This is a genomic window from Stenotrophomonas sp. YJH_SMC_19 (assembly GCF_059367915.1).
Map to the genome: position 1 here is coordinate 77,127 of NZ_JCAFRI010000007.1, position 21,268 is coordinate 98,394.

The window sequence follows — 21,268 nt, forward strand, 5'->3', positions numbered from 1 at the left end:
CAAGGCGGCAATCAATGGAGGGTTTTCATCTTGCTGCAGTGGTCTTGATTGGAGAAGAAACATGGCTTCGACCTGGTGTCCTGACCTGTCGGCGGATGCCGCGGTCACACTCGTTGGCAGTGCCCACGATAAGTTCATGGAGTTGGGGGCCCAAACGTACAGTTTGGCGATTTCCAACCTCGACGGTCTCAACAGTGTTCGCCTGGACCCTGTCGACTTCAATGTCGACTTTCGCTTCGCTGATCCCCAGGCGACGTTCCAGCGGCCACGGCGTCCGGACCTGGACGACGGGGCATTGGAGTTCCGCGCTCCCGATGTTCCGCTGCCCAGTGCGCCGGGATTCGCGGCCGCACCGATCTCGATCAGCGAAGCCCCCGAGCTCGATGCTCAACCACCGACGCTGGCGTTCGGTGCTAGGCCTACCACTCCCAGTGTGGTGGAGCCGACGCTCCCGATTGATCCGGCGGAGATCGTGCTGCCGCTGGAACCGAACTATGTCCTGCCGCTGGTGCCGACCTTTGAGGCGTTGAACCTGCCGGCGGTGCCGAATATCTCGCTGCCCGAGTTCGACGCCGAGAAGCCGGTTTTCATCGAGCCGCCATTCAACGACACCTGGCAGTTCGAGGCGACGCCCTACGTCAGCACGTTGGTCGACACGCTGACCTCAACGCTCAAGCCCATGATCATTGGAAGCGAGGCGCTGCCCAAGATCATTGAAGACGCAATCTTCCAGCGGGCCCGCAGCCGCATTGAGCTCGAGACCCAACGGAACGTGGACCAGGCAGTCGCAGAGTTTGGGGCCCGAGGCTTTGCCGAGCCCCAGGGCATGCTCGCAGGAAGGATCCTGGAGATCCGCCAGACCGGCCAAAGCGCCGTTGCTGAGGCTTCCCGGGATACTGCGATTAAGCAGTTCGAGGAATCGCTGGCCAACCAGCGCATGGCCATTGCCCAGGGCGCCGCCCTCGAGGGGACGCTGGCGCAGCTGCACACCGAAGAGCAGAAGGTGCTGCTGCAGGCGGCGACGTTCCAGCGCGAGACCGTCATCGCAGTGCTGAATGCCAGGGTCTCGGTCTTCAACGCGCGCCTGCAGGCCTACCAGACTGATGCCCAGGTCCTGCGGGATCGCATCCAGGCAGAGCTGGCCAAGGTCGAGGTCTTCCGCGCCCAGATCGAAGGCGAACGCGCTCGGGGTGAAATCAACGAGCAGCGGGTGCGCCTTTACGAGTCCCAGCTTCGTGGCGTGACTACCCTGGCCGACTTCTACCGCACCCGTGTGGAGGCGGTGAAGGTCCAAGCCGACATCAATCGGTTCGGCATCGACAAGTACCGCGCCCAGGTCGACGCCTACGAGGCGCGCTGGCGTGCCCACGTCGCCGAATGGCAGGGCTACACGGCAAGCGTAGAGGGAGAGGGCAAGCGGGCGGACCTGTATCGCACTTTGGTCGATGCCAACGCCAAGCGTGTGGATGCCTGGGCGGCGAGCAACAACATGCAGTTCGAGGCGGAGCGCCTGCGCATGGCGCAGCACGGTGTGAACCTGGACGTCTGGCGCGCCGGCATCGCCCGCTGGGACGCCACCCTGAGCGGTGAACGTGCTCGCCTGGCGGCCGTGGGCCAAGCCTTCGACGCGAAGGCTCGTATTTACAGCGCCGATGCAGGCGTGGAGCAAGTGGCTTCAGCGGCCGCCGACCGCAGTTTCGAGCTCGGCCTCGCGCGAGAGCGAGCATCGGTCGAGGCCCAGCTGCAGCACGCGCAGATGCGGATCCAGCAGATGCTCGGCTTGCTGTCCCAGTCGGGCGAGATCCAGCGCGCGAAGGCGCAGATCTCGAGCCAGTTGGCTGCCAGCACGATGAGCGCCGTCAACTACGGCGCAACCGTCTCCAGTGGCCGCAGTAAATCCAGTTCCTGTTCTCAGAACTTCAGCTTCCAGGGCGAGATCGCCGACGCGTGATCAGCCTCAACCACAAAAGGGGAACCGCATGGCCATCAATGATCGAGACGAACTGAATCCTGCCGGCGTCGCCCCCGGGCAGGCCCGCATTGCGCCCAGGCCGAGTGCCGGCACAGCGGCCGGCTCCGCGCTACGCACCGGCGTGGCGGGGAGCGCGGCGTTGGCACGGCGAGCCGTCGGCGCTGGTTTGCGTGCTGCTGGCACCGTGGCCGACGCCGTCACCTCGCCAGGGCGTGAGGCCGGCGGGTTTGTACGGGATGCCGGTAGGGCCGTTGCGGGTGCAGCACCATCATCGGAGCAGGGGCAGCCACTGCGTGCACCGAGCCAGCTGGACCCAGTTGGCGGCGCCTCCGCCGCGCTGAGCCGCCTGTCGCCGCTGCGCCTCCCGTCAGCCCCGAGACCTAAGCCATCCTTCTCTGGGGTCTCGGCCAGCGTCGATTCGACCGCGCCGCTCAGCGGCTCCCGCCTGGCCGGGCGACCGTCGATCGGGGCGGACTTCACAGGTGTCAGTTCGAGCGTGAGCTCCACGGCGCCACTTGCGGGTGCTGCAGGTGCCGTAGCTCCCCGGGCTGCAGCAACCACTGCAGTGGCGCCGAGCACCTACATGACGCAGGACGGCCGCACCGCCGCGTTGCCGACAGGCATTACCCGCACAGTGGATGCCAACGGCAATTCTGTGTTCACCGGGTCCGCCGCCACCGTCGCAGCCGCCAGTGGGGCTGCCTCAGCCGCTCCAGCAGGCGGCTCTCTGGCTCCCGTTGTGTCGCCCCTTGCTGCCGCCCCAACAACGCCGGCAGTGGTGGCGCCCCGGCCGACTCCGCAGATTGCGCAGCGCGGCCGTCAGGGAGGGATCATCGAGAATCCGGCCGATACCGCAGTGGACAAGCTCACCCGCGCAATGGGGAGCGCCAGCTTGAAGGGCAGCCCGAGCGGTCGTGCCGCCGTAGCCCAGGCGATCCTGGGCGAGGCAGGCGCGCGCCAGGCGGAGCGCGCATCTGCGCTCCGCACGCAGGACGAAGCCGATCTTGCTGCAGGCCAGGCAAACGAGGTCGCGGCGCAGGGCGACGCCAACCGCGCACTGCAGGCCGGTCAGTTCAATGCTCAGATGCAGGACAACGCTGCCAATCGCCAGGCGTCGCTGGAAACGACGCGCATCGCACGGCGTCCGGAGATCTCGGTTGCTGCGGACGGCAGCATGGGTGTTGTCGGTGGTGACGGCAGCTGGCGGCCCGTGACCGGTGCTGATGGCCAGAACGTGCGCGCCGCGCAGGCGCCACGACAAACCGGCGAACTCACCGACGCCGATCGCCTGAAGTCCTACACCGATCGATTCAACGCCATTTCCGGGAATGTCGCTATGGATGAGGCCGCGAAGAAGGCTGCCTTGGCCGAGCTCGACGCGGATCCGCTCTATCGCGGATTGCGGCCTGAAGAGTCGCCGCCGGTTGCCGGCGCGCGTAGGGCGCCGGATGGGAACTGGTACGTGCAGAACAACGACGGAAGCTACTCGAAGGTGAACCTCTGATGGCAACGTTTGAAAAGGTCGATGGAAACCCGTTTGGGGCAGCTCCAGCGGCGGGCCAGGCGCCGTCAGCGGGGGACAAGGTCGCGCGCCGACCGACTCTGTCACCCGTGCAGGGGGATCCGTTTCAGAAGGTCGCCAAGCGCCCCGAGCGCACCTGGGGCGAGGCTATCAAGGACACAGGGCTCGGCATCGCCACCGGCGCTGCGAACATCATCGGTGGCGCCATTGAGCAGCGAAACTCTCTGGAGCCGACGAACCTGGTCCGGCAGGGCCTGCGCGGCCTGGATCGCCTGGGCGTAAAGGGGGCATCGGAGACGGCCGCTCTGGTGCCGGGCACGCCGTCGGAAATCTTGGGTGGACGTCGTGCTGGATCCGACAGTGCGGGCCTCTCCAAGGCGACGCAGATGGCCACCGACTACCTCGGCGAGAGCCAGTCTGAAGCGCTCAAGCAGGAAAAGCAGGAGCTGCAGGACACCAAGGGCTTCTTCGCCAGCGCCGGCAAGGTGCTGTCCTCGCCGCGGCTGATCGGAAACTTCCTTGCCGAGCAGGTGCCGAACATTGCCACGATGGGCGCTGGCACGCGCGCTGCAGCGGCTCAGGCAGGCGAGCGGGCCATGGCCGGGGCGCTGGCCAAGGGCCTCGGTACCGAGGCGGCGGAAACAGCTGCGACTGCCGCTGGGCATCGGGCAGCGACGGCCGCTGCCACTGGTATGACGACGGTGATGGAGACGGGTTCGGCAGGCCAGCAGACATACCAGCAGGCCATGGCACAGCCGCAGTCGGTGTGGGACGCGAATCCGGAGTACAAGCGAATGGTTGCCGCCGGCGGCGACCCGCAGACGGTGAAGGAAACGATCGCGCGTGGCGCGTCCATGGAAGCGCAAGCCATCACGGCACCAATCGCCGCGATTGCCGGCCGCATCGCGGCGCCGTTCGAGGCTGACGTTTTCACCCGCGGCTTGGCACGCAAGCCGAAGGCGATGCTGGCTGGTGCCGCGCGAGAGACTGTCGAAGAAGGCCTCCAGGAGGGCGGGTCGCAGTTGGCCGGCAATCTCGGTCAGCGTCAGGTCGACCCGGCCCAGGCGGCATGGGAGGGCGTCCCCGAGGCCGCCGGTACCGGTGCGGCGATCGGCGGTTTGCTCGGCGGCGGTATGGCCGCCGGCGGCGCGATCGCCAGCCGCGGCGACAATCAGGCCGCGGTGGCAGCCGATGCTGAGCGCGAGCGCTTGGCACGTAGGCCGGTTCCCACGCCGCCATCGCTGCCGCCGCCACCGATACCACAGATGCTCGCGCTCCCGCCGCCTGAAGTGATGACCGCGGCCCCGGATGGGACCATCACTCCCGGCGGTGTTCGACCGGAGGTGATGGCCGAGCCCGAAATGCGGTTCCCGCAGGGCCGAGGCATGTCCGCGCCCTTCGACGGGCGCCGGGTCGCTGCACGTCCACAGCCATCGGTGCCTTTCCCCGACGCAGTCCCCGACTCGATCGCAGATGTAGCCAACCTGGTGTCCCAGGCTCGGCGGCCCAACGAACCTACTGCCATCGCGGCTATCGCCGAGGCCGAGCCTGCTCAAGTGCAGGGCGGCCAGACAGGCCTGGCTACGCCCGAAGTGCCGGCAGCTGCGGCACCGCCGCTGGCGCCCGCAGTCGCGCCACCTTGGGTTGACGCACAGACCGGTGAAGCGCTGCGCGAGCCCACCCCGACGGACATCAAGCAGCTGCTGCACAACGGCCTGCAGTACCAGGTCGAGACCCATGGTGGAATCAACACGCCGACGCTGCTGCGCTCCATGCGCGATCAGTACGGACTGTCCAGTGCTCGCGTGCGGCCGCTGCTCGAAGAGGTCAAGGGGGAGCGACGTCGTGGCCTCACGGAGCCGCAGGCGGACGTCGGCACTCCAGCAGCGGCGGAGGCAGCAAGCACGGCGCCGCTGCCGCAGCGGAATGCTGCGCCGCAGGCGGATCTGCAGCTGGACGGCCCCGCAACCACCGACCGTTCCGCGCCGGCGGCGCTGGCCAGCGGACCGCAGCTCGCACCAGGGCAGGTGGAGGCGCAATCGGATACCGGTTCGTCTCGCGCACCGGTCGCAGAGCCGCGCGCTGTTGGCGCGACGGACGCGACCACACTGGCCGAGACGGCTCCGGAGCGGCGCATTGCCGAGCCGGCGCCAGGACAGGAGACGGCGTCCGCGCCCAGTGGCGCGCCGAAGGTGGCCACTGCGGCTGCTGAGGCTGCGACGAACCCGCAGAACGATCTGCCTGCGCCGACGGTCGCGCAGAAGGAGGCCGGCAATTACAAGAAGGGGCACATCCGCATCAACGGCCACGACATCAGCATCGAAAACCCCGCCGGCAGCCAGCGGGATCCACGTTGGCCAGCGCTGAAGAACCACTACGGCTACTTCAAGGGTACCGTAGGCAAGGACAAGGACCACGTCGACGTCTTCATGACCGACCGCGCTGAGGATCCAGCGCTACCGGTGTACGTGGTCGACCAGGTCAACAAGGACGGTTCCTTCGATGAGCACAAGGTCATCATGGGAACCGCGTCGGAGCAGGAAGCCCGGGATACCTACCTGGCCAACTACTCGAAGGGCTGGGCCGGCCTGGGTGGCATCAAGGAAATGTCGCAGGAGCAGTTCAAGGCGTGGGTGCGCGACCCGAAGAAGACCACCCGTCGCGTCACCAGGGCCAAGCCGGCGGAGGCGGCGCCCGCCCTGCAGCCCGCTACGAACGTCGGCGACTCCGGGCAAGGTGTGAGTGCGACTGCCGAAACCGTTGGTGCACTTGCAGAAACCGGTAGTGCGTCGGCCAATGACGGAGGTGAGCCTGCAACTGCTGCAGCGCCAGCAAAACCCTCAGGGCCGGTGGACGCAGGGCCGGTTTACACGCCCAAGGTTCGCATCAAGGCAGGGTCTCCAGAGTACGACCGCGGCGACATCGGCACGCTCGGTGCCTACTTCAAGCCGGGGCGTATCGTGAACGCCTATGGCAACACTCGGGATCGGGTGATCGAATTCCGGCCGCCCGGGAAGGATCCGCGCTGGCAGGTGAAGGTGCAGATGGTGGACAAGGAAGGGAATGCTCTTCCGGGTGAGGCGCCGCGCTGGCACAGCACCGTTCCTAGCCCGCGCGATCTGGATTCCGTGCTCGGGAGGCCTGAGCGGAAGTCGAGAAGGGACGCGAAGGCGGCCAAGGTGGCCAAGGCCGCAGAGGCAAAGAAGGACGACAAGGCCAAGCCGGCGTCAAACCCTGAGACTTCGAAGCCTGCGCCGAGTGATACCGATCGAGAGAGCGGTAGCTCCCCTGTCGCGGAAAGCTCGGCGGGAAAGTCCGATCCACTCTTCTCCCGTCGAGGCTGGGAGGCGGACTTCCCGGACGTTGTCACGGCACATCGCCCAGGGCATCTGAGCGCGCATGCGGACTACGCTGCAGCCAAAGCCGGCGACGACACCGCGGCGCTGCGCGTGGCGCGCGACGTCATCACCCCCGAGTTTGTCCAGGACGTGCGTGCCGCGCTGCCGGAAGGCAGCAAGCCCCTGGTGGTTGCCGTGCAGTCCCAGGAAGCCGCCGGCAACAACCGCATCCCGCGGATGGCTGCCGAGGTGCTGGCCCAGCGGCTGGGACTGCAGGTGTCCGAAGACATCGTCCAGGCCGCGAAGGTCAACCGTAGTGCCGGCGATGCCCTGCACCGGCTGGCCAACCAGCCCCCGTTCACCGGCAAGGTGGAGAAGGGCCGCGACTATGTCCTGATCGATGACACGCTGACCCAGGGCGGCACCTTGGCCCAGCTGAAAACGCACATCGAGGACAACGGCGGAAAGGTGGTGCTGGCCACCGCTTTGACCGGCAAGGACTATTCGCGGAAAATCGCCCTCAACTCCCAGAGCCTGGCCGACGTCCGTGAACGTTTCGGATCAATCGAACCCTGGTGGCGCGACCAGTTCGGCTACGGCTTCGAAGGCCTCACCGAGTCCGAAGCGCGCACCATCCTCACCCTCGACAAGGGACGTCTCGATGCTGACGCCCTCCGAGATCGAGTCGCTGAAGGCCGAGTATCGGGCCTCCGGCCAGTGGGCGAAGGAGCAGCTGGCGAAGGATCCAGAGCTGAAACACCTGGGCCCGGCGGGCGGGTAAATCGATCGGCTGCACCGGCTGCCAGCGGCGGCCTGGACTTCGACCGCGCGCTGCAGCTCAAAACCGATCTGACCCAGCACTGGGGCGAGAACGCGCCCAGCGTTGTCGTAGTGCGCTCGGCCGAGGACTTCCCAGCCAGCGCCAAGGTCGATCCAGGCTATCGCCGGGCCGAAGGTGTGTACGACGGGCGGCCCACCGTCTGGATCAACGCCGGCAACATCGCCACCGAGCAGCGCTTTGCTCAGGTGCTGGCCCATGAGGCTATTGGCCACTATGGCGTGGAGTCCGTGGTGGGGGCCAAGGATTGGGCCCAGATCGTCGACGCGATTGATCAGCTGGCCGCGAACGGATCTGGTTCTGCGGCACTGAAGTCGGTGCTGGTCGACGTGACCAGGCGCTACGGCACCGTCGATCGCGAGACTTTCGCCAAGGAAGCGATCGCCGTCATGGCGGAGCGGGGGATCCGCAACAGCTTCACCAGCCGCGTGGCCGCGGCAGTGCGTCGCTTCCTCCGCCGGGTGATGCCCTCGCTCAAGTGGTCCGAGACCGAAGTTCGGGACCTGCTGAGCCAGGCCGACGGCTTCCTGCGCGCCGGCATGTCGGCGCAGGCGCAGCGGGAAATGGTGCGTTCCTACTCGTTCGCCCAGCCGCAGATCGACGGCCGCGGCGAGGCCTTCCTCGAGCAGAATGGCGGCCGATTTCTCCGCCGCGACGATCAGTGGTACCTCGCTGACGAGCGCGGCCGGCCGGCCGACTTCCCGACCCTCGGTGCCGCGCGCGCTGAGGCCGAGCGCACCGGTGGCCAGGTCCTGGCCGATCCGATCGAGAATGGGCCGCGCACCTGGAGCGTAGTGCTGCCCAACGGCGCCGAGGTGGCACGGGCCGCCCGCGGCCGCCTCTTCAGCATGCCGCCGGCAGACGCTCTCGCGGACATCGATGCTATCCAGCAGGGTCTTCAGGGTGAGAGCGTGCTGGCGCGTGCGCGGCAGAAGCTGGCAGACCTCAGCCTGCGCAAAGCGAAGGACGCGTTGCGGCCCACGTGGCTCGGTGCGCTGGCCACCCGCCACCTGACGGAGTTGGGGCGCGACTATTTCCCGACCATCGATCGCTATTCGGACTACCTGGCCGAAATGCAGGCCGATCGGAACAAGCTGCAAGCGGAGGCGGAGGCGATCGCCGAACCTGCCCGTCAGTGGGCTAGCAAGAACAAGGCGGAAAGCCGGCGCCTGTTCGATCTCATGCACCACGCCACGATGGACGGCGTCGACCCGTCCCGCGAGTATCAGCCCCTGCAGTTCAAGGCGCCAGGGGGCCAGGGACTGCAGGAGGTCAACCGCAAGAACGTTCAACACGCGATCAATGTGATCCAGCAGCAGATGAGGGAACGCAGCGGCGACACCAAGACAAACATGATGAACGAAGTGAAGACGCTGAAAGCAATGCTGAAGGTCGAACCACGCCGCCGCCGGCAATATGTGCCCTTGGTCGAGCAGTGGTCAAAGCTGTCTCCAGAAGCAAAATCGTTCTATCTGCAGTTCCGTGATGCCTATCGATCAAGGTCCGACGCAGTGGAAGAGGCCTTGATCCAACGCATCGAGGACCTGAAGGGGGGCGATTTGGTTGGAGGCCAGGTCATCAGCGACAGTAGCCGACGCATGCTGGTGAACAAGATCCGCGAGCAGTTCGAATCTGCGCGGCTGCAAGGCGTCTATTTCCCCCTGCAGCGCTTCGGCAAGTTCTTCGTTGCAGCGGAGAAGGACGGTACCAACACCTTCCTCATGTTCGAATCACAGAACGAGCTGGATCGAGCCGTGAAGGACCTTCAGGCCAGGGAATGGGCCATCACCGCCCGGGGGATGAAGATGGAGGGCAAGGCGGCCGACGCACCTAGCGGCACCTTCGTGGCCGACGTGATCGACCAGCTGCGGACGGCGCATGTCTCCGACGCTGTTCAGGACCAGGTGTACCAGCTGTATCTGCAGACCATGCCGGAGCTGTCGATGCGCAAGCACCAGATCCACCGCAAGTCGGTGCCTGGTTTCGACTCTGATGCCGTGCGTGCCTTCGCCTACAACATGCAGCACGGATCGCACCAGCTGGCCCGCCTGCGGTACGCCCACAAGCTGCAGGGTGTGCTGACCGACCTGAAGGACGCACAGAAGAAGATCCAGGCATCCCCCAGCGTCGACACGCGAAAGATCGTGGCCGGTGACGCCCTCCTGGACGAGCTAGGCAAGCGACACGAATGGATCATGAACCCGACCGATTCGGCGCTGACCAACCTGATCTCGTCCTTCGGCTTCACCTACTACCTGGGTGCCACGCCGGCGGCGGCGCTGGTGAACGTGACCCAGACCGCCCTGGTCAGCTATCCCTATCTGGCCTCACGACACGGCGGGGTCAAGGCGATGAACTACCTGCTGGCCGCCAGCCGCGACGCTGTGCGCACCGTGGGCAACATCCAGAAGACCCTGACCAACCCCGACGAGCTCCGCGCCTATCAGGCGTTGGAAGTCGCCGGCGCGATCGAGAAGACACAGGCCCACAACCTTGCCGGCATCGCTGAGGGCGGCAAGACCGGCTACAACCCAGCCTGGAGCAAGGCCATGGAGATCATCGGCTGGGGCTTCCACAAGACCGAGGTGATCAACCGCGAGGCGACCGGCATGGCCGCCTACCGCCTGGCACGCGCGGATGGCAAGTCGTTCGACGAGGCGGTGAAGTTCGCCCGCGACGCCATCTTCGATACCCATTTCGACTACAGCAACGCCAATCGTGCCCGCTTCATGCAGAGCGGCACAGCGAAGGTGCTGCTGATGTTCCGCCAGTACAGCCTGAACATGACCTGGGCGCTCGGGCGGATGGTGTGGCAGGCCACCAAGGGCCAGGACCCACAGGTGCGGCAAATTGCCCGGCGCAACCTGACCGGCCTGCTGGGCATGAGCGCACTGTTCTCCGGCGCCATGGGTCTGCCGATGATGGGCATGATCATGGGGGCGCTCAATGGCATCCAGGCCACCTTCGGGGATGACGACGAGCCGTGGGATGCAGAGACCGAGCTGCGGGCTTTCCTCACCGGCATGCTGGGGCAGGGCGGCGCGGATCTACTGCTGCACGGGCCGGCCGACAAACTGACCGGCGCGAACATTTCCGGCCGCGTCGGGCTGGACAGCCTGTGGATCCGTGACGCTGATCGCGAGCTCGACGGCCGCGGCATGTTCAACAACCTGCTCGAGCAGGCCGCGGGGCCGATGGGCGGCGTCCTGAAGAACGTGCTGGTCGGCAAGCAGCAGGTCGACGAGGGTCACATCATGCGCGGCGTGGAGACCATGCTGCCCAAGGGGCTCAAGGACATGATCAAGGCTGGCCGTTACGCGACCCAGGGCGTCAACACCCTGCGCGGCGATCCCGTCGTGGCCGATCTGTCGCCCTGGGAGATCCTGCTGCAGGCCAACGGCTTCGCGCCGGAAAAGGTGTCCAGGCAGTACGAGACGACCCGTGCGCTGAAGAACTACGAGCAGCACATCCTCGATCGCCGCAAATCACTTGTAAATGCCTTCGCTATGGCGCTGCGCAATGGTGACGTCAGCGATCGCGCCTCCGTTCTGGCCAAGATCCGCGACTTCAACAAGGTCAATCCGGAACTGGCCATCACTTCGAGCGGTCTGCAGCATTCCATCAAGAACCGCGCCCGCTATAGCGCCAGGGCCGAGGCCGGGATCATCCTCAACCCGAAGCTGGCCGCGCGTCTGAACAAAGCCGTGACGGAGTAGTTGCTGCAACTTTGCCCCGCCATCGGATCTGCTTGGATGAAACCAATGTGAAGACGCCGGCGATGGTGCCGGCCCTATCGATACAGGGGCATTGGTTGATGGACAAGAAGGACTTGCAGGTGGTTGCCAGTGGAAAGGGATCGCAGGAGAAAGCCCAGCCGAGGGACAGCGGTGCTGGTTTTCTTTCGCCTGCAACAGGCTTGGAGGTGGGGCCCAAGGCATCGAGGGGGCGGCACTCCCGCCGCCAGACGCTGGAGAAGGGCATGGAAGATGAGCGCCACAAAGCTCAGGTGATCTCGATGGAGGCCTTCAAGGCAGGCCGGGTAGGGCACATCCCGCCGGAGTTGCTGGAGATGTATGACCAGCTGACACGGGACCAGCACGCACAGGCCCGTAGCTCGATGGTGTTTCTGTCCACGATGCGGCGGATCCTGGGATTGCCCGACCTGTGAGGTCCACAGGGCCGCTGCGGCGGCCCCTTTCCCGGCTCAGCGCGCTCACGGAGCCATAAGGCCGGCATGCTGTAATCCGGCCATGTGCTATTCCGCCCAGATCACTGCTGCTTACCAGAAGCTGGTCCGCATGACCGGCGCCACGCTGTCTCTGCAGGAGTTCGCGGCGCTGTACGCGCACGACCCGGGGAAGAAGCGGCCCAAGACCCCGAAGGCAATGGACGACGCATTCCGGGCCGGCGCGAGCCCGGCGGAGCTGGCGGTGTGGGCCGAGGTCGAGCAGTGGAACCGGGCAGAGGCCGCGGTGCTGGAGCAGGAGCTGTTCGCCAACCGCAAGCGGCTGGCCGACGCTGAGCGCGCGCTGCAGGTGAAGGAGACGAAGAAGGCCCGCGAGGACGTGCGGATTGCCGGCAACAAGATCGAGCGCGCCAAGGCGCGGCTGGCGGATCTACAGCGCGTTGAGCCGAAGGACCGTGACAGCCGCATCTTTCCCGGCGTCTATGCCCCAGTGATCGTTTCCGAGGCAGGGAAGCTGGTCATCAAGCCCATGCGCTACCAGTGCCGCCTGGCTGGGAAGCCGGCCAACTATGACCAGCGATTCCCGGGCACCTACAACGCGCGCCGGGATAGCCTGGAGAAATTCTGGACGCCGGCATTCGGCCACACCCATGGGCTGATGGTGGTTGAGACGTTCTACGAGAATGTGGAAGGTCCGGAGGGCAAGAACCAGGTCGTGCAGTTCACGCCGCGCACCGGCGAACCGATGATGGTGGCCTGCCTGTGGTCGCACTGGACGGATCCCGCAGGAAAAGAGCCCGACCTGCTGTCTTTCGCCGCGATCACCGACGAACCCGAGCCCGAAGTCGCCGCGGCCGGCCATGATCGGACGATCATCAACATCAAGCCCGAGCACGTCGATGCCTGGCTCAATCCGGACCCGGCTGACCTGGCCGCGTTGTATCGGATCTTCGACGACAAGCGGCACCCCTTCTACGAGCACCGGCTCGCCGCATAGGAGGGGAGCGACCGTGGCGTGGCAATATAGTGCTCACAATCGCAGATGCTGCGACCGCCATTCGTATCCTGCCGGCAATGCCGCTTCCCGACTCCTTCTACTGGACCGCACGCTCTGCGAGCTGGCCGGACGACCCGCTGACTGTGATTGCCTGCCAGGGCGTCTGGGTCTTGTCCATGACCGAGCGTGTCGATGATGGCATCTGGGTCGCGCACCTCGATCGACATCGGTATGGTCCTGGTAACGGACCATGTCGGAAATGCACCAGCTACGAGCAGGGCCGCGCCGGCGCCGAGCTCTGGGTGGCGAGGCACGAGGCGAGGCTGAGGGACGACGTGGCAAAGATCGTGGAGTGGCGAAATGCGATCCGGGGCAATCGTCTGGCCAGGGACACCTTGAAGCCGCCATTTCCTGGAATGGAAGGCGAGTAGTCTGCATGGGTGCTGCGGCGCCGGTTTGCTCAAACCGGCGATTTGATCGATTCGTCAAATCGTTCAGGCAAAATGACCGCAGGAACTGGGGATCTGAAGATGCTGGAAGCTCTTTTCGTGGCAACAGCTGAGGTTGCTCCGGCGGCCACTGCAGCGGCAAACGATGGCACCGACTGGAAGTGGTTGGTGCCGGTGGCTACGCTGATCATTGGCTTCGGGTTGAAGTGGTTCCAGGACTACGTCACGGAGAAGGGGCGGAGAAGGCACGACAAGGACCTCCGACGTGAGCAGCGCTATGACGTGCTGCGGATGCGGCGCTTGGAGGCTGAGCGCGCAAACCTGCTGGAACTCCAGCCGCTGGTGGTCACCTTCATGCGTGCCGCGACCGATGCTTACAAGGTGAAGATGAAGGCTCTCGGATGGGAAAGGGGGGCCGCAGCCTTTTTGCCCGCTAACTCGATGGAGCGCGAGGCTTTGCTGCAGTCTGTGGCCAAGGTCAACGATGAAGTTCGCCAAGCGTCGGCCGCGCTTATCCCTTTGCAGTCAAGACTTCATTCTGAGGAAGTTAGATCTGCGTTAAACGGCTTGATCGATGTTGTCTGGGCAACCATGGATGCCAAGGCCAGCTTGACGATGATGAGGAACTGGGAACTGGTCGATCAGCCGCATAACGAACTACACACAGTGATGGGCCGGATCATCAAGCAGCTTGAGGATGAGAACCAGCAACTCGGTGATCCGCCGGTGGACTGATCATGGTGTTGGTCAACATCAAATGTTGACCAAGAAGTTGACCAAACGCTGCCAATCGAGCCCATTTCTGCCCACGCGGCAGTCATGAACAAAAAAGCCCATCAAGCAAAGGCATTGATGGGCTTTCATAGTGGTCGCGCCTACCCGTAGCTATGACGGCACGGCCAAGGTGGGCGGAGTATCTTAGTTACTTAGCGTGAAGATTGTTGTGAGCTGCAACGTTGGCAAATGGCCTTGCAGCGCGCCTGGCGAGGATCTGCTGTAGGAGGGATTTCGATGCCCCTTCGACGTTTACGATTCGCACAGCTTGTCGGAACGCAGGCTCACCTAGCTCAATCAGCAGTACACCTAGGAACTCGTCCGCAAATGAAGGCGTCAGCACAACACCTTCCAAATCAACGGTAACTGGGTGCGGTGGATGCAGCGCTGAGCGTAGGAGACGCCGTGCCGCCATTCCGCTAGGGCGGGTTGTGGTGCTGGTACACATATCACGTACCTTGAACATGTCAGAAGAAATCTGGCTTGTCTTGTTCATCATCGTTCGCCGGCCATTGTTTGTAGACGTTGCCAAGATCCAAGGGCTTGCTGAGGTCCCACTCGAACACAATCAGTGTGCCAGGTAGGGCGTAATCAAAGTCTGAAATTTCAGACACCTTACCGTTATCGATGAAGAGAGCTTCATTGCAAGACTGAACCAGCAGCGTCGAATTGCGAGTCTGCATTGCCAAGTCCTTAGCAATTGCAAGTCCGTACCCGGCGTGCCCGACACCTAGCTTGCTGGAAACACCCAGCTCGCACGCTAGAGCGCAGGCATTCTCTCTCCTGAGTCGAGGCGCCAAATCACTGCTCTCCATCAAGCTCTTTCGAATTCCGATGCCACTGTCAGCGATAGCGATCTGGGCCCTGGCGTCTTTGTACCAAGTCTGGGCGCACGCTAACCCGTGAAGGCCGTCGTTGGCCCGAGCATGGTGGTAACAGTTGCCTAGCAACTCTGACAGCATCGTGAAAATATTGCCCTGAACTTCATTGCTAGCATTTTTGCCATCATCCGTCAACATTTCCGCCAAGGCGGCCGCCGATGAGTCAACGGCTGGCAGTCCGGTAAGGGGCGTAATCTCGTGGTACCGGCTGCCAGTGTTGGAAGGTAAGGGCTGGTTGCTCGCGGGCTCAAGGCCAATTGCTTCTCGAAGCTTAAGCAGGGCGGCGTACTGCTCAATGTGCTCCGGGAGCCTGACAATCCTCGCCTGTTCTTCCTTTAGAAGCAGCGCCATGGTCACAAAGTGAAAGGGCAGCAAAAACTTGGGCGTCTGACACTGACGCTCATGCTTCAGTTCCTTAAGACGTTGGTGCCACCCTTGAATGTCCCCCAGCTTTGTCTCGCGCGCCATACAGCATCCTTCCGTCCATGAAAAAGAGCATCGGAGTCTACGTGATGGGTCAGCAAATGTTAACGATGTGCTACGGCGGGCGCTCGGCACTCGGTCAACATCGGATGTTGACCAAAAAGTTGACCAAACGCTGCCAATCGATGCCCATTTCTGCCCATGCGGCAGTCGTGAACAAAAAAGCCCATCAAGCTAAGGCATTGATGGGCTTCGTTATTTCTGCTTCCTGGAAACCGGCGCCGATGGCGTCACGGGGACAATGCACCCCCGGTTTCTACAGTGCTGCAAGGTACAGGGCCGATCCCGCGTTGCCACGGTCAGGGCCTGCCCAACGGTTGCAATGCTACGGCAAAACAGCTGAACAGTCACCTTTGCAGTCCACAACACGTTGTAGAGCCGCCGTCATAGCGGATTGGTAACGTCATTGGCACGAATTTGCGACACACTGGCGACGACCATCCGAGCCAGGACAGACACGGAGACTGTGGGTGACCGATGCAAGCCAACAACGCAGCCTGCGACAGCTGATCGGGCCGGTCGGTGCCGACTATCAGCGGCGCGCGTTGCCGCCCGGCTGGGTCTGGGCCGTGCTGGCGGTGCTGCTGGCGGCCACCTGGGTGACGGAGTTGCCGGCCACGGCCGCGGCGGCACTGGTCGCCAGCGCGGTGGTGGTGCACTGGTCGCAGCGCGGTCGCATCCATTGGCTCGGCTGGCGCCTACCGGGCCTGGCCGTACTGGCGGCCCTGCTGTGGGGGCCGGAAGTGCTGTCGCAGTGGTTCGAGCACGGGCTGGCCGTGGTCCTGATGTCGCTGGCCAGTCTCAGTATTGGCGTGCACGTGTGGCAGTCGCGGCAGTTGGCGCGCCAGCTGCAGGGCGCCGCCGATGCGCTGGATGATGCCCAGTTGCTGTCGTTGCTGCCCGATGATGCCGCGCAGCTGGCCCAGCAGTGGCGGGAAGGCGATGACCGCTACGCGCCGGAACTGGCGGTGGTGATGCACCTGGCGGTGATGCACGCGGCGCTGGCGCCGCGCATGCGCGGGCAGGGCATGCTGGCGGGGTGACCCGCCTTTTGTAGCGTCGAGCCATGCTCGACTGCTTTTCTTACCGAAGCCGAGCATGGCTCGGCTCTACAGAAGACCAAGACAGCCGAGCATGGCTCGGCTTTACAGGGTGATGCGCAGCGGCCTTACGCGTCGCGGTTGCCGCGACGCATCACGCGCTGCTTCTCGATCGCCCAGTCGCGGTCCTTGGCGGCATCGCGCTTGTCGTGGGTCTGCTTGCCCTTGGCCAGCGCGACTTCGAGCTTGATCTTGTTCTTGCTCCAGTACATCGCGGTGGGCACGATGGTGTAGCCATCGCGCTCGACCTTGCCGACCAGCTTGTCGATCTCGCTCCGGTGCAGCAGCAGCTTGCGCTCGCGCCGGTCGTTGGCCACCACGTGGGTGGAGGCCTGGATCAACGGGGTGATCTGGGCGCCGATCAGGAAGATCTCGCCGTGCTTCACGTAGGCGTAGGCATCGATGATGTTGCCGCGGCCAGCGCGGATCGACTTCACCTCCCAGCCCTGCAGTGCCAGGCCGGCCTCGAAGCGTTCTTCGATGTGGTACTCGTGGCGGGCACGCTTGTTCAACGCGATGGTCTTGTTGGCCGTCGCGCTCTTTGCTTTATCCTTGCCGCTGTTCTTGCTCATTTCCGTATTGTCTCCGATTCGGGCCCGCCCGGTCGATTGCCGAAACGTCCTGTATTCATGCCTACTATCCGCCGCAGCGCCCTGGTCGAACATTCGTCCGCGCGCATGTTCGACCTGGTCAACGATGTCCAGGCCTATCCGCGCCGCTTCCGCTGGTGCTCGGCTGCCCAGATCCTGGAGCAGGGCGAGGACCGGCTGGTGGCGCGCCTGGACCTGGGCCTGGGTTCGTTCAGCACCTGGTTCCAGACCGAAAACACCCTGCAGCGCCCGCACAGCATCGACATGCAGCTGCGCGATGGCCCGTTCAAGCAGTTGCACGGCCGCTGGGAATTCCATGCGCTGGCCGAGGACGCCTGCAAGGTCACCCTGACCCTGGAATTCGAGCCCAGCTCGCGCCTGCTGGGGCCGGCCCTGGCGATCGGCTTCCAGGGTCTGGCCGATCGGATGGTCAATGATTTCGTCCGCGTCGCCGACGAGGCCTGAGCGATGATCGAGGTCGACGTGGTGCTGGCCTGGCCGCAGCAGGTGCTGTCGCGCCGGCTGCAGCTGGACGAGGGCGCGACCGTGGCCGATGCCATTGCCGCCGCCGCGCTGGAAGGCAGTGACCGATGCCCGGCCGTGGCCGTGCATGGCGTACTGGCGCGCCCGCAGCAGGTGTTGCTGGAGGGTGACCGCATTGAGCTGCTACGCCCGTTGCTGGCCGACCCCAAGGACAACCGCCGGCGCCGCGCGCTCGGCGGTTGATGCCCGCAACCCGTCCGTGGGGACGGGCAGGGGGCCTCAGCGGCCCTTCTTCTTCTTGTCCTTCGGCAGGTTGCGGCCGAACTGGCGCACGGTCTGCTGGGCCAGGGCCTTGTCGTTGCCCGGGAAGTAATCGCCTTCCCAACGGGTCACGGTGTCATTCTCGAAGAACACCACGAAGTTCTTCACTTCAGTACGTCCCAAGCGGTTCACCCGCTGGCTGGAGGTGTAGTCCCAGCGCTGGGCGTGGAACGGATCGGGAATGGACGGGGTGCCCAGCAGCGCGGTGACCTGCTGCTTGCTCTGCCCGACCTGCAGCTTGGCCACGGCATCTTCCCGGATCAGGTTGCCCTGATAGATGGGTTGCTTGTAGATGATGCCGCACCCGGTGGTGGACAGGGCGACGGCGGCGACCAACAGGAGATTGCGCATCGGGACTGGCGGTTGGGGAAATCAAACCGATGATACACTCCCGGCGTGCCACCGCGACCCAATCCGAGGCAGCTGGCGCTAAATCGCCAATGAACGGAGACCTATGGAAACCCACGACCTGCGTAAAGTCGGCCTGAAGGTGACCCATCCGCGGATGCGGATCCTGGCGCTGCTCGAGCAGCGCAATGCCCAGCACCACATGACCGCCGAAGACATCTACCGCCAGCTGCTGGAGCATGGCGACGAGATCGGCCTGGCGACGGTGTACCGGGTGCTGACCCAGTTCGAGGCCGCCGGCCTCGTGCTCAAGCACAATTTCGAGGGCGGCCAGGCGGTCTACGAACTTGACCGTGGCGGCCACCACGACCACATGGTCGACGTGGACAGCGGCAAGATCATCGAGTTCGAGAGCCATGAGATCGAGGAGCTGCAGCGCAAGATCGCAGCCGACCACGGCTACGAACTGGAAGAGCACTCGCTGGTGCTGTACGTGCGCAAGAAGCGCAAGTAAGCCGATCCAGCCAGCCAGATGCGACGAAACCCCGGGCCTGCCCGGGGTTTTTCGTTGCTGGGTCGCGTGCTGGGGTCAGAGCCCTTTGCTGGCGCAAAGGGATCCGACGCCGGCCGACCCCTGACCTCCAAGCAGCACGTCCAGATCCACCGCCTCGGCCATCGCCCGGTTCCCCGCATCACCCGGATGCAGGTGATCGCCGGAGTCGTAGGCAGCGGCCATCCGTGACGGATCGGCCGGATCGCGCAGGGCCGCGTCCAGGTCGATCACCGCGTCGAACGGCCCGTCGGTGCGCAGCCAGGCATTGAGCTGGCGGCGCAGGGCGTCCTTGTCCGGGTGGTAGTAGTCGTCCAGCGGCGTGCCTGGCAGGGCGCCGGCGAACGGCATCAGGGTGGCGCCGAGGATGCGTAGACCCCGCCGATGGGCCTGTTCGGCCAGGGCGCGGTAGCCTGCCTGCAGCTCGGCAAGCGTGGGCCGCGCCTGCTTGCGCGCGAAGGCGGTGCCGGGCCAGCTGATGTCATTGATGCCAACCAGCACGATCACGCTGGACACGCCAGGCTGATCCAGCACATCGCGTTGGAAGCGGGCGAGCGCGGATTCCCCCATGCCGTCGTGCAAGAGGCGGCCACCCGAGATGCCGGCATTGACCACCGCCGCCCCGTACGGGACCAAACGTGCGGCCAGATGGTCGGTCCAGCGCTGGTCCTGGTCGAGGCTGGCGGTGGCGCCGTCGGTGATCGAATCGCCGATCACCACCACGCTGCGTGCGCTGGTCGGCGCCTCGACCTCGATGCCGGCCAGGAACAGGCGGGCCGTGGTGCTGCTGGCCCCGCTCAGTGTCTGGGCCTGGCTCTGGTCGCCAGGCGCAATCCAACTGGTCTGCCTGCCCTCCCAATGGAACGTCTGTACCGGCATCGGCCCCGGCACGAAGACGCTGACCTGCAGCGCCTGCCGGTCAGCCGTGGCCAGTGGCAGCGGATCGCTCAGCCGTTCCTGCCCGGGGCCGATCAGTACCCCGGGCTGGCCTTCGAAACTGAGCGGCTGCGGGGTGTCCCCCGCCCGGGCGGCCACGCTCGCCGCCCCGATCCGCAGTGGTTGGGTGCCGTAGGCATTGCTCAGCCGCACCCGCAGCCGAGACCCGCCCAGGCTGATACGTGCCGTCTGGCGGAAGGTCTGGTCCTGCAGTGCGGCCGGGACCAGGGTCGGAAACAGGAATTCCGCGCCCCAGACCGGTTGCGGGCTGGCCTGCCAGCTGGCGACCCAGTGCGGCGCAGGGGGGGCGCTGGCGGCGCTTGCGGCACTGGACAGGCCGATCAATGCGGTTGTGACGAGCTGGCTGAAACGATTCATCGGGCAATCCCGGGTGGAGGGATTGCCATGGTGATTCCGTACTCATCTGTGAACTAGACTGCGCGTGGACAATCATCTGTGAACTGGATTCATTGCCATGGCGCGCTCCGACATCAACCGATCCGGCGAACTGGAAGTGTTCGTGCGGGTGATCGAGACCGGGGGCTTTTCCGCAGCCGCCCGAACGTTGGAGATGACCCCGTCGGCGGTCAGCAAGCTGGTGGCGAGGCTGGAACAACGGCTGGGGACGCGCCTGCTGCAGCGTTCCACCCGCCAGCTGCAGCTGACTCCCGAGGGCTGCGCGTTCTACGAGCGCGGCCTGCGCGTGCTGGCCGACCTGGACGAGGCCGAGCGCTGTGCCAGTGCTCACGCCGAGCCGCGTGGACGCCTGCGGGTCAATTCCAACGTGCCGTTCGGCCAGCATTTCCTGTTGCCGTTGCTGCCGGCGTTCCTGCAGCGCAATCCGCAGGTAGGCGTGGACCTGACCCTCAACGACGAGGTGATCGACCTGCTGGAGCAGCGCACCGACGTGGCGGTGCGGGCCGGTCCGCTGAAGAGCTCGAGCCTGGTGGCGCGGCGCCTGGGCGCGACGCGGATGATGATCGTGGCTGCACCGGCCTACGCGCAGCGGCACGGGCTGCCACGCACTGCCGAGGAGCTGCAGTCGCACAACCGGCTGGATATCGGCCATGCGCGCGCGATGCAGGGCTGGCCGTTGCTGCAGGACGGGCGCGAACGCATGCTGCTGCCCAGTGGCAACGCGCGCGCCAGCAACGGCGATGCGCTGCGCCAGCTGGTGCTGGGTGGGTTGGGCATAGCGCGGCTGGCAGCATTCCAGGTGCAGCAGGATATTGCCGCCGGGCGCCTGCTGCCGGTGCTGGAAGAGGCCAACCCCGGTGACCTGGAAGAGGTGCACGCGGTGTTCCTGGGGCAGGGCGGCTACCTGCCGCTGCGGGTGCGCGCGTTTCTTGATTTCCTGGTGGAGAACGTCGACCTGACGCAGCCACGGGGGTAGTGCCGGGCGCTGGCCGGCAACCTCACGATCTTCGCCCACCTGTGTTGGGTTGCCGGCCAGCGGCCGGCACTACCGCGCGGAAGCCGGGCCTATGCCCGGCTCGGGCG

At 65.1% G+C, this 21,268-nt stretch carries 16 protein-coding genes; 11 read left to right on the forward strand and 5 right to left on the reverse strand.

Annotated features, from left to right (window positions below; translation table 11 throughout):
• The first annotated feature begins 61 nt into the window (after positions 1-61).
• The 6 genes from AC5P5R_RS09975 (at position 62) to AC5P5R_RS10000 (ending at position 14,037) form a co-directional block, all read left to right on the forward strand.
• Positions 62-1,951, forward strand: coding sequence for a coiled-coil domain-containing protein (locus AC5P5R_RS09975; RefSeq protein ID WP_164281518.1), 1,890 nt, complete (start codon positions 62-64; stop codon positions 1,949-1,951).
• 604 nt (positions 1,952-2,555) lie between these two features.
• Positions 2,556-3,476 carry a hypothetical protein gene (locus AC5P5R_RS09980; protein ID WP_164281517.1) on the forward strand — a complete coding sequence of 307 codons (921 nt, stop codon included), beginning with the start codon at positions 2,556-2,558 and terminating at the stop codon, positions 3,474-3,476.
• Positions 3,476-11,386 (forward strand): PLxRFG domain-containing protein, encoded by a 7,911-nt coding sequence (locus tag AC5P5R_RS09985; protein WP_164281516.1) that lies wholly within the window; start codon positions 3,476-3,478, stop codon positions 11,384-11,386. The genes AC5P5R_RS09980 and AC5P5R_RS09985 overlap by 1 nt, the downstream gene beginning before the upstream one ends.
• 32 nt (positions 11,387-11,418) lie before the next feature.
• Positions 11,419-11,838 (forward strand): hypothetical protein, encoded by a 420-nt coding sequence (locus AC5P5R_RS09990; protein WP_164281515.1) that lies wholly within the window; start codon positions 11,419-11,421, stop codon positions 11,836-11,838.
• Positions 11,839-11,920: 82 nt separating this feature from the next.
• Positions 11,921-12,853, forward strand: a complete 933-nt coding sequence (locus tag AC5P5R_RS09995) for an SOS response-associated peptidase family protein (RefSeq protein ID WP_164281514.1) — start codon at positions 11,921-11,923, stop codon at positions 12,851-12,853.
• Between the two features lie 503 nt (positions 12,854-13,356).
• Positions 13,357-14,037, forward strand: a complete 681-nt coding sequence (locus AC5P5R_RS10000) for a radical SAM protein (protein ID WP_164281513.1) — start codon at positions 13,357-13,359, stop codon at positions 14,035-14,037.
• 187 nt (positions 14,038-14,224) lie between these two features.
• Here AC5P5R_RS10000 and AC5P5R_RS10005 read toward each other — a convergent pair whose 3' ends face one another.
• Together AC5P5R_RS10005 and AC5P5R_RS10010 are read right to left on the reverse strand one after the other, a co-directional pair.
• On the reverse strand, positions 14,225-14,575 hold the full coding sequence (locus AC5P5R_RS10005; protein WP_425515486.1) for an STAS-like domain-containing protein: 351 nt from the start codon (positions 14,573-14,575) through the stop codon (positions 14,225-14,227).
• Entirely contained in the window at positions 14,544-15,425 is an 882-nt protein-coding gene (locus tag AC5P5R_RS10010; RefSeq protein WP_164281511.1) for an ATP-binding protein, read from the reverse strand. The genes AC5P5R_RS10005 and AC5P5R_RS10010 overlap by 32 nt, the downstream gene beginning before the upstream one ends.
• Before the next feature lie 485 nt (positions 15,426-15,910).
• Between AC5P5R_RS10010 and AC5P5R_RS10015 the strand changes: the two genes are divergently transcribed.
• Entirely contained in the window at positions 15,911-16,483 is a 573-nt protein-coding gene (locus AC5P5R_RS10015) for a hypothetical protein (protein WP_005409230.1), read from the forward strand.
• A 125-nt stretch (positions 16,484-16,608) separates the two neighbouring features.
• On the opposite strand, the gene smpB is transcribed toward AC5P5R_RS10015, so the two are convergent.
• On the reverse strand, positions 16,609-17,112 hold the full coding sequence (smpB, locus tag AC5P5R_RS10020) for an SsrA-binding protein SmpB (RefSeq protein WP_005409231.1): 504 nt from the start codon (positions 17,110-17,112) through the stop codon (positions 16,609-16,611).
• A gap of 57 nt (positions 17,113-17,169) precedes the next feature.
• On the opposite strand from smpB, the gene AC5P5R_RS10025 reads away from it, so the two are divergent.
• On the forward strand, positions 17,170-17,595 hold the full coding sequence (locus tag AC5P5R_RS10025; protein WP_005409232.1) for a type II toxin-antitoxin system RatA family toxin: 426 nt from the start codon (positions 17,170-17,172) through the stop codon (positions 17,593-17,595).
• A gap of 3 nt (positions 17,596-17,598) precedes the next feature.
• On the forward strand, positions 17,599-17,856 hold the full coding sequence (locus AC5P5R_RS10030) for an RnfH family protein (protein WP_100438406.1): 258 nt from the start codon (positions 17,599-17,601) through the stop codon (positions 17,854-17,856).
• Positions 17,857-17,892: 36 nt separating this feature from the next.
• On the opposite strand, the gene AC5P5R_RS10035 is transcribed toward AC5P5R_RS10030, so the two are convergent.
• Positions 17,893-18,285 carry an outer membrane protein assembly factor BamE gene (locus AC5P5R_RS10035; protein WP_005409234.1) on the reverse strand — a complete coding sequence of 131 codons (393 nt, stop codon included), beginning with the start codon at positions 18,283-18,285 and terminating at the stop codon, positions 17,893-17,895.
• Between the two features lie 103 nt (positions 18,286-18,388).
• Between AC5P5R_RS10035 and fur the strand changes: the two genes are divergently transcribed.
• Complete coding sequence (gene fur / locus AC5P5R_RS10040) at positions 18,389-18,796, forward strand: ferric iron uptake transcriptional regulator (RefSeq protein WP_005409235.1); 408 nt, start codon at positions 18,389-18,391, stop codon at positions 18,794-18,796.
• Between the two features lie 75 nt (positions 18,797-18,871).
• On the opposite strand, the gene AC5P5R_RS10045 is transcribed toward fur, so the two are convergent.
• Positions 18,872-20,146 carry an SGNH/GDSL hydrolase family protein gene (locus AC5P5R_RS10045; RefSeq protein WP_164281510.1) on the reverse strand — a complete coding sequence of 425 codons (1,275 nt, stop codon included), beginning with the start codon at positions 20,144-20,146 and terminating at the stop codon, positions 18,872-18,874.
• A gap of 97 nt (positions 20,147-20,243) precedes the next feature.
• Between AC5P5R_RS10045 and AC5P5R_RS10050 the strand changes: the two genes are divergently transcribed.
• A complete protein-coding gene (locus AC5P5R_RS10050; RefSeq protein ID WP_164281509.1) occupies positions 20,244-21,161 on the forward strand; it encodes a LysR family transcriptional regulator in 918 nt (305 codons plus the stop codon).
• Positions 21,162-21,268: the final 107 nt, after the last annotated feature.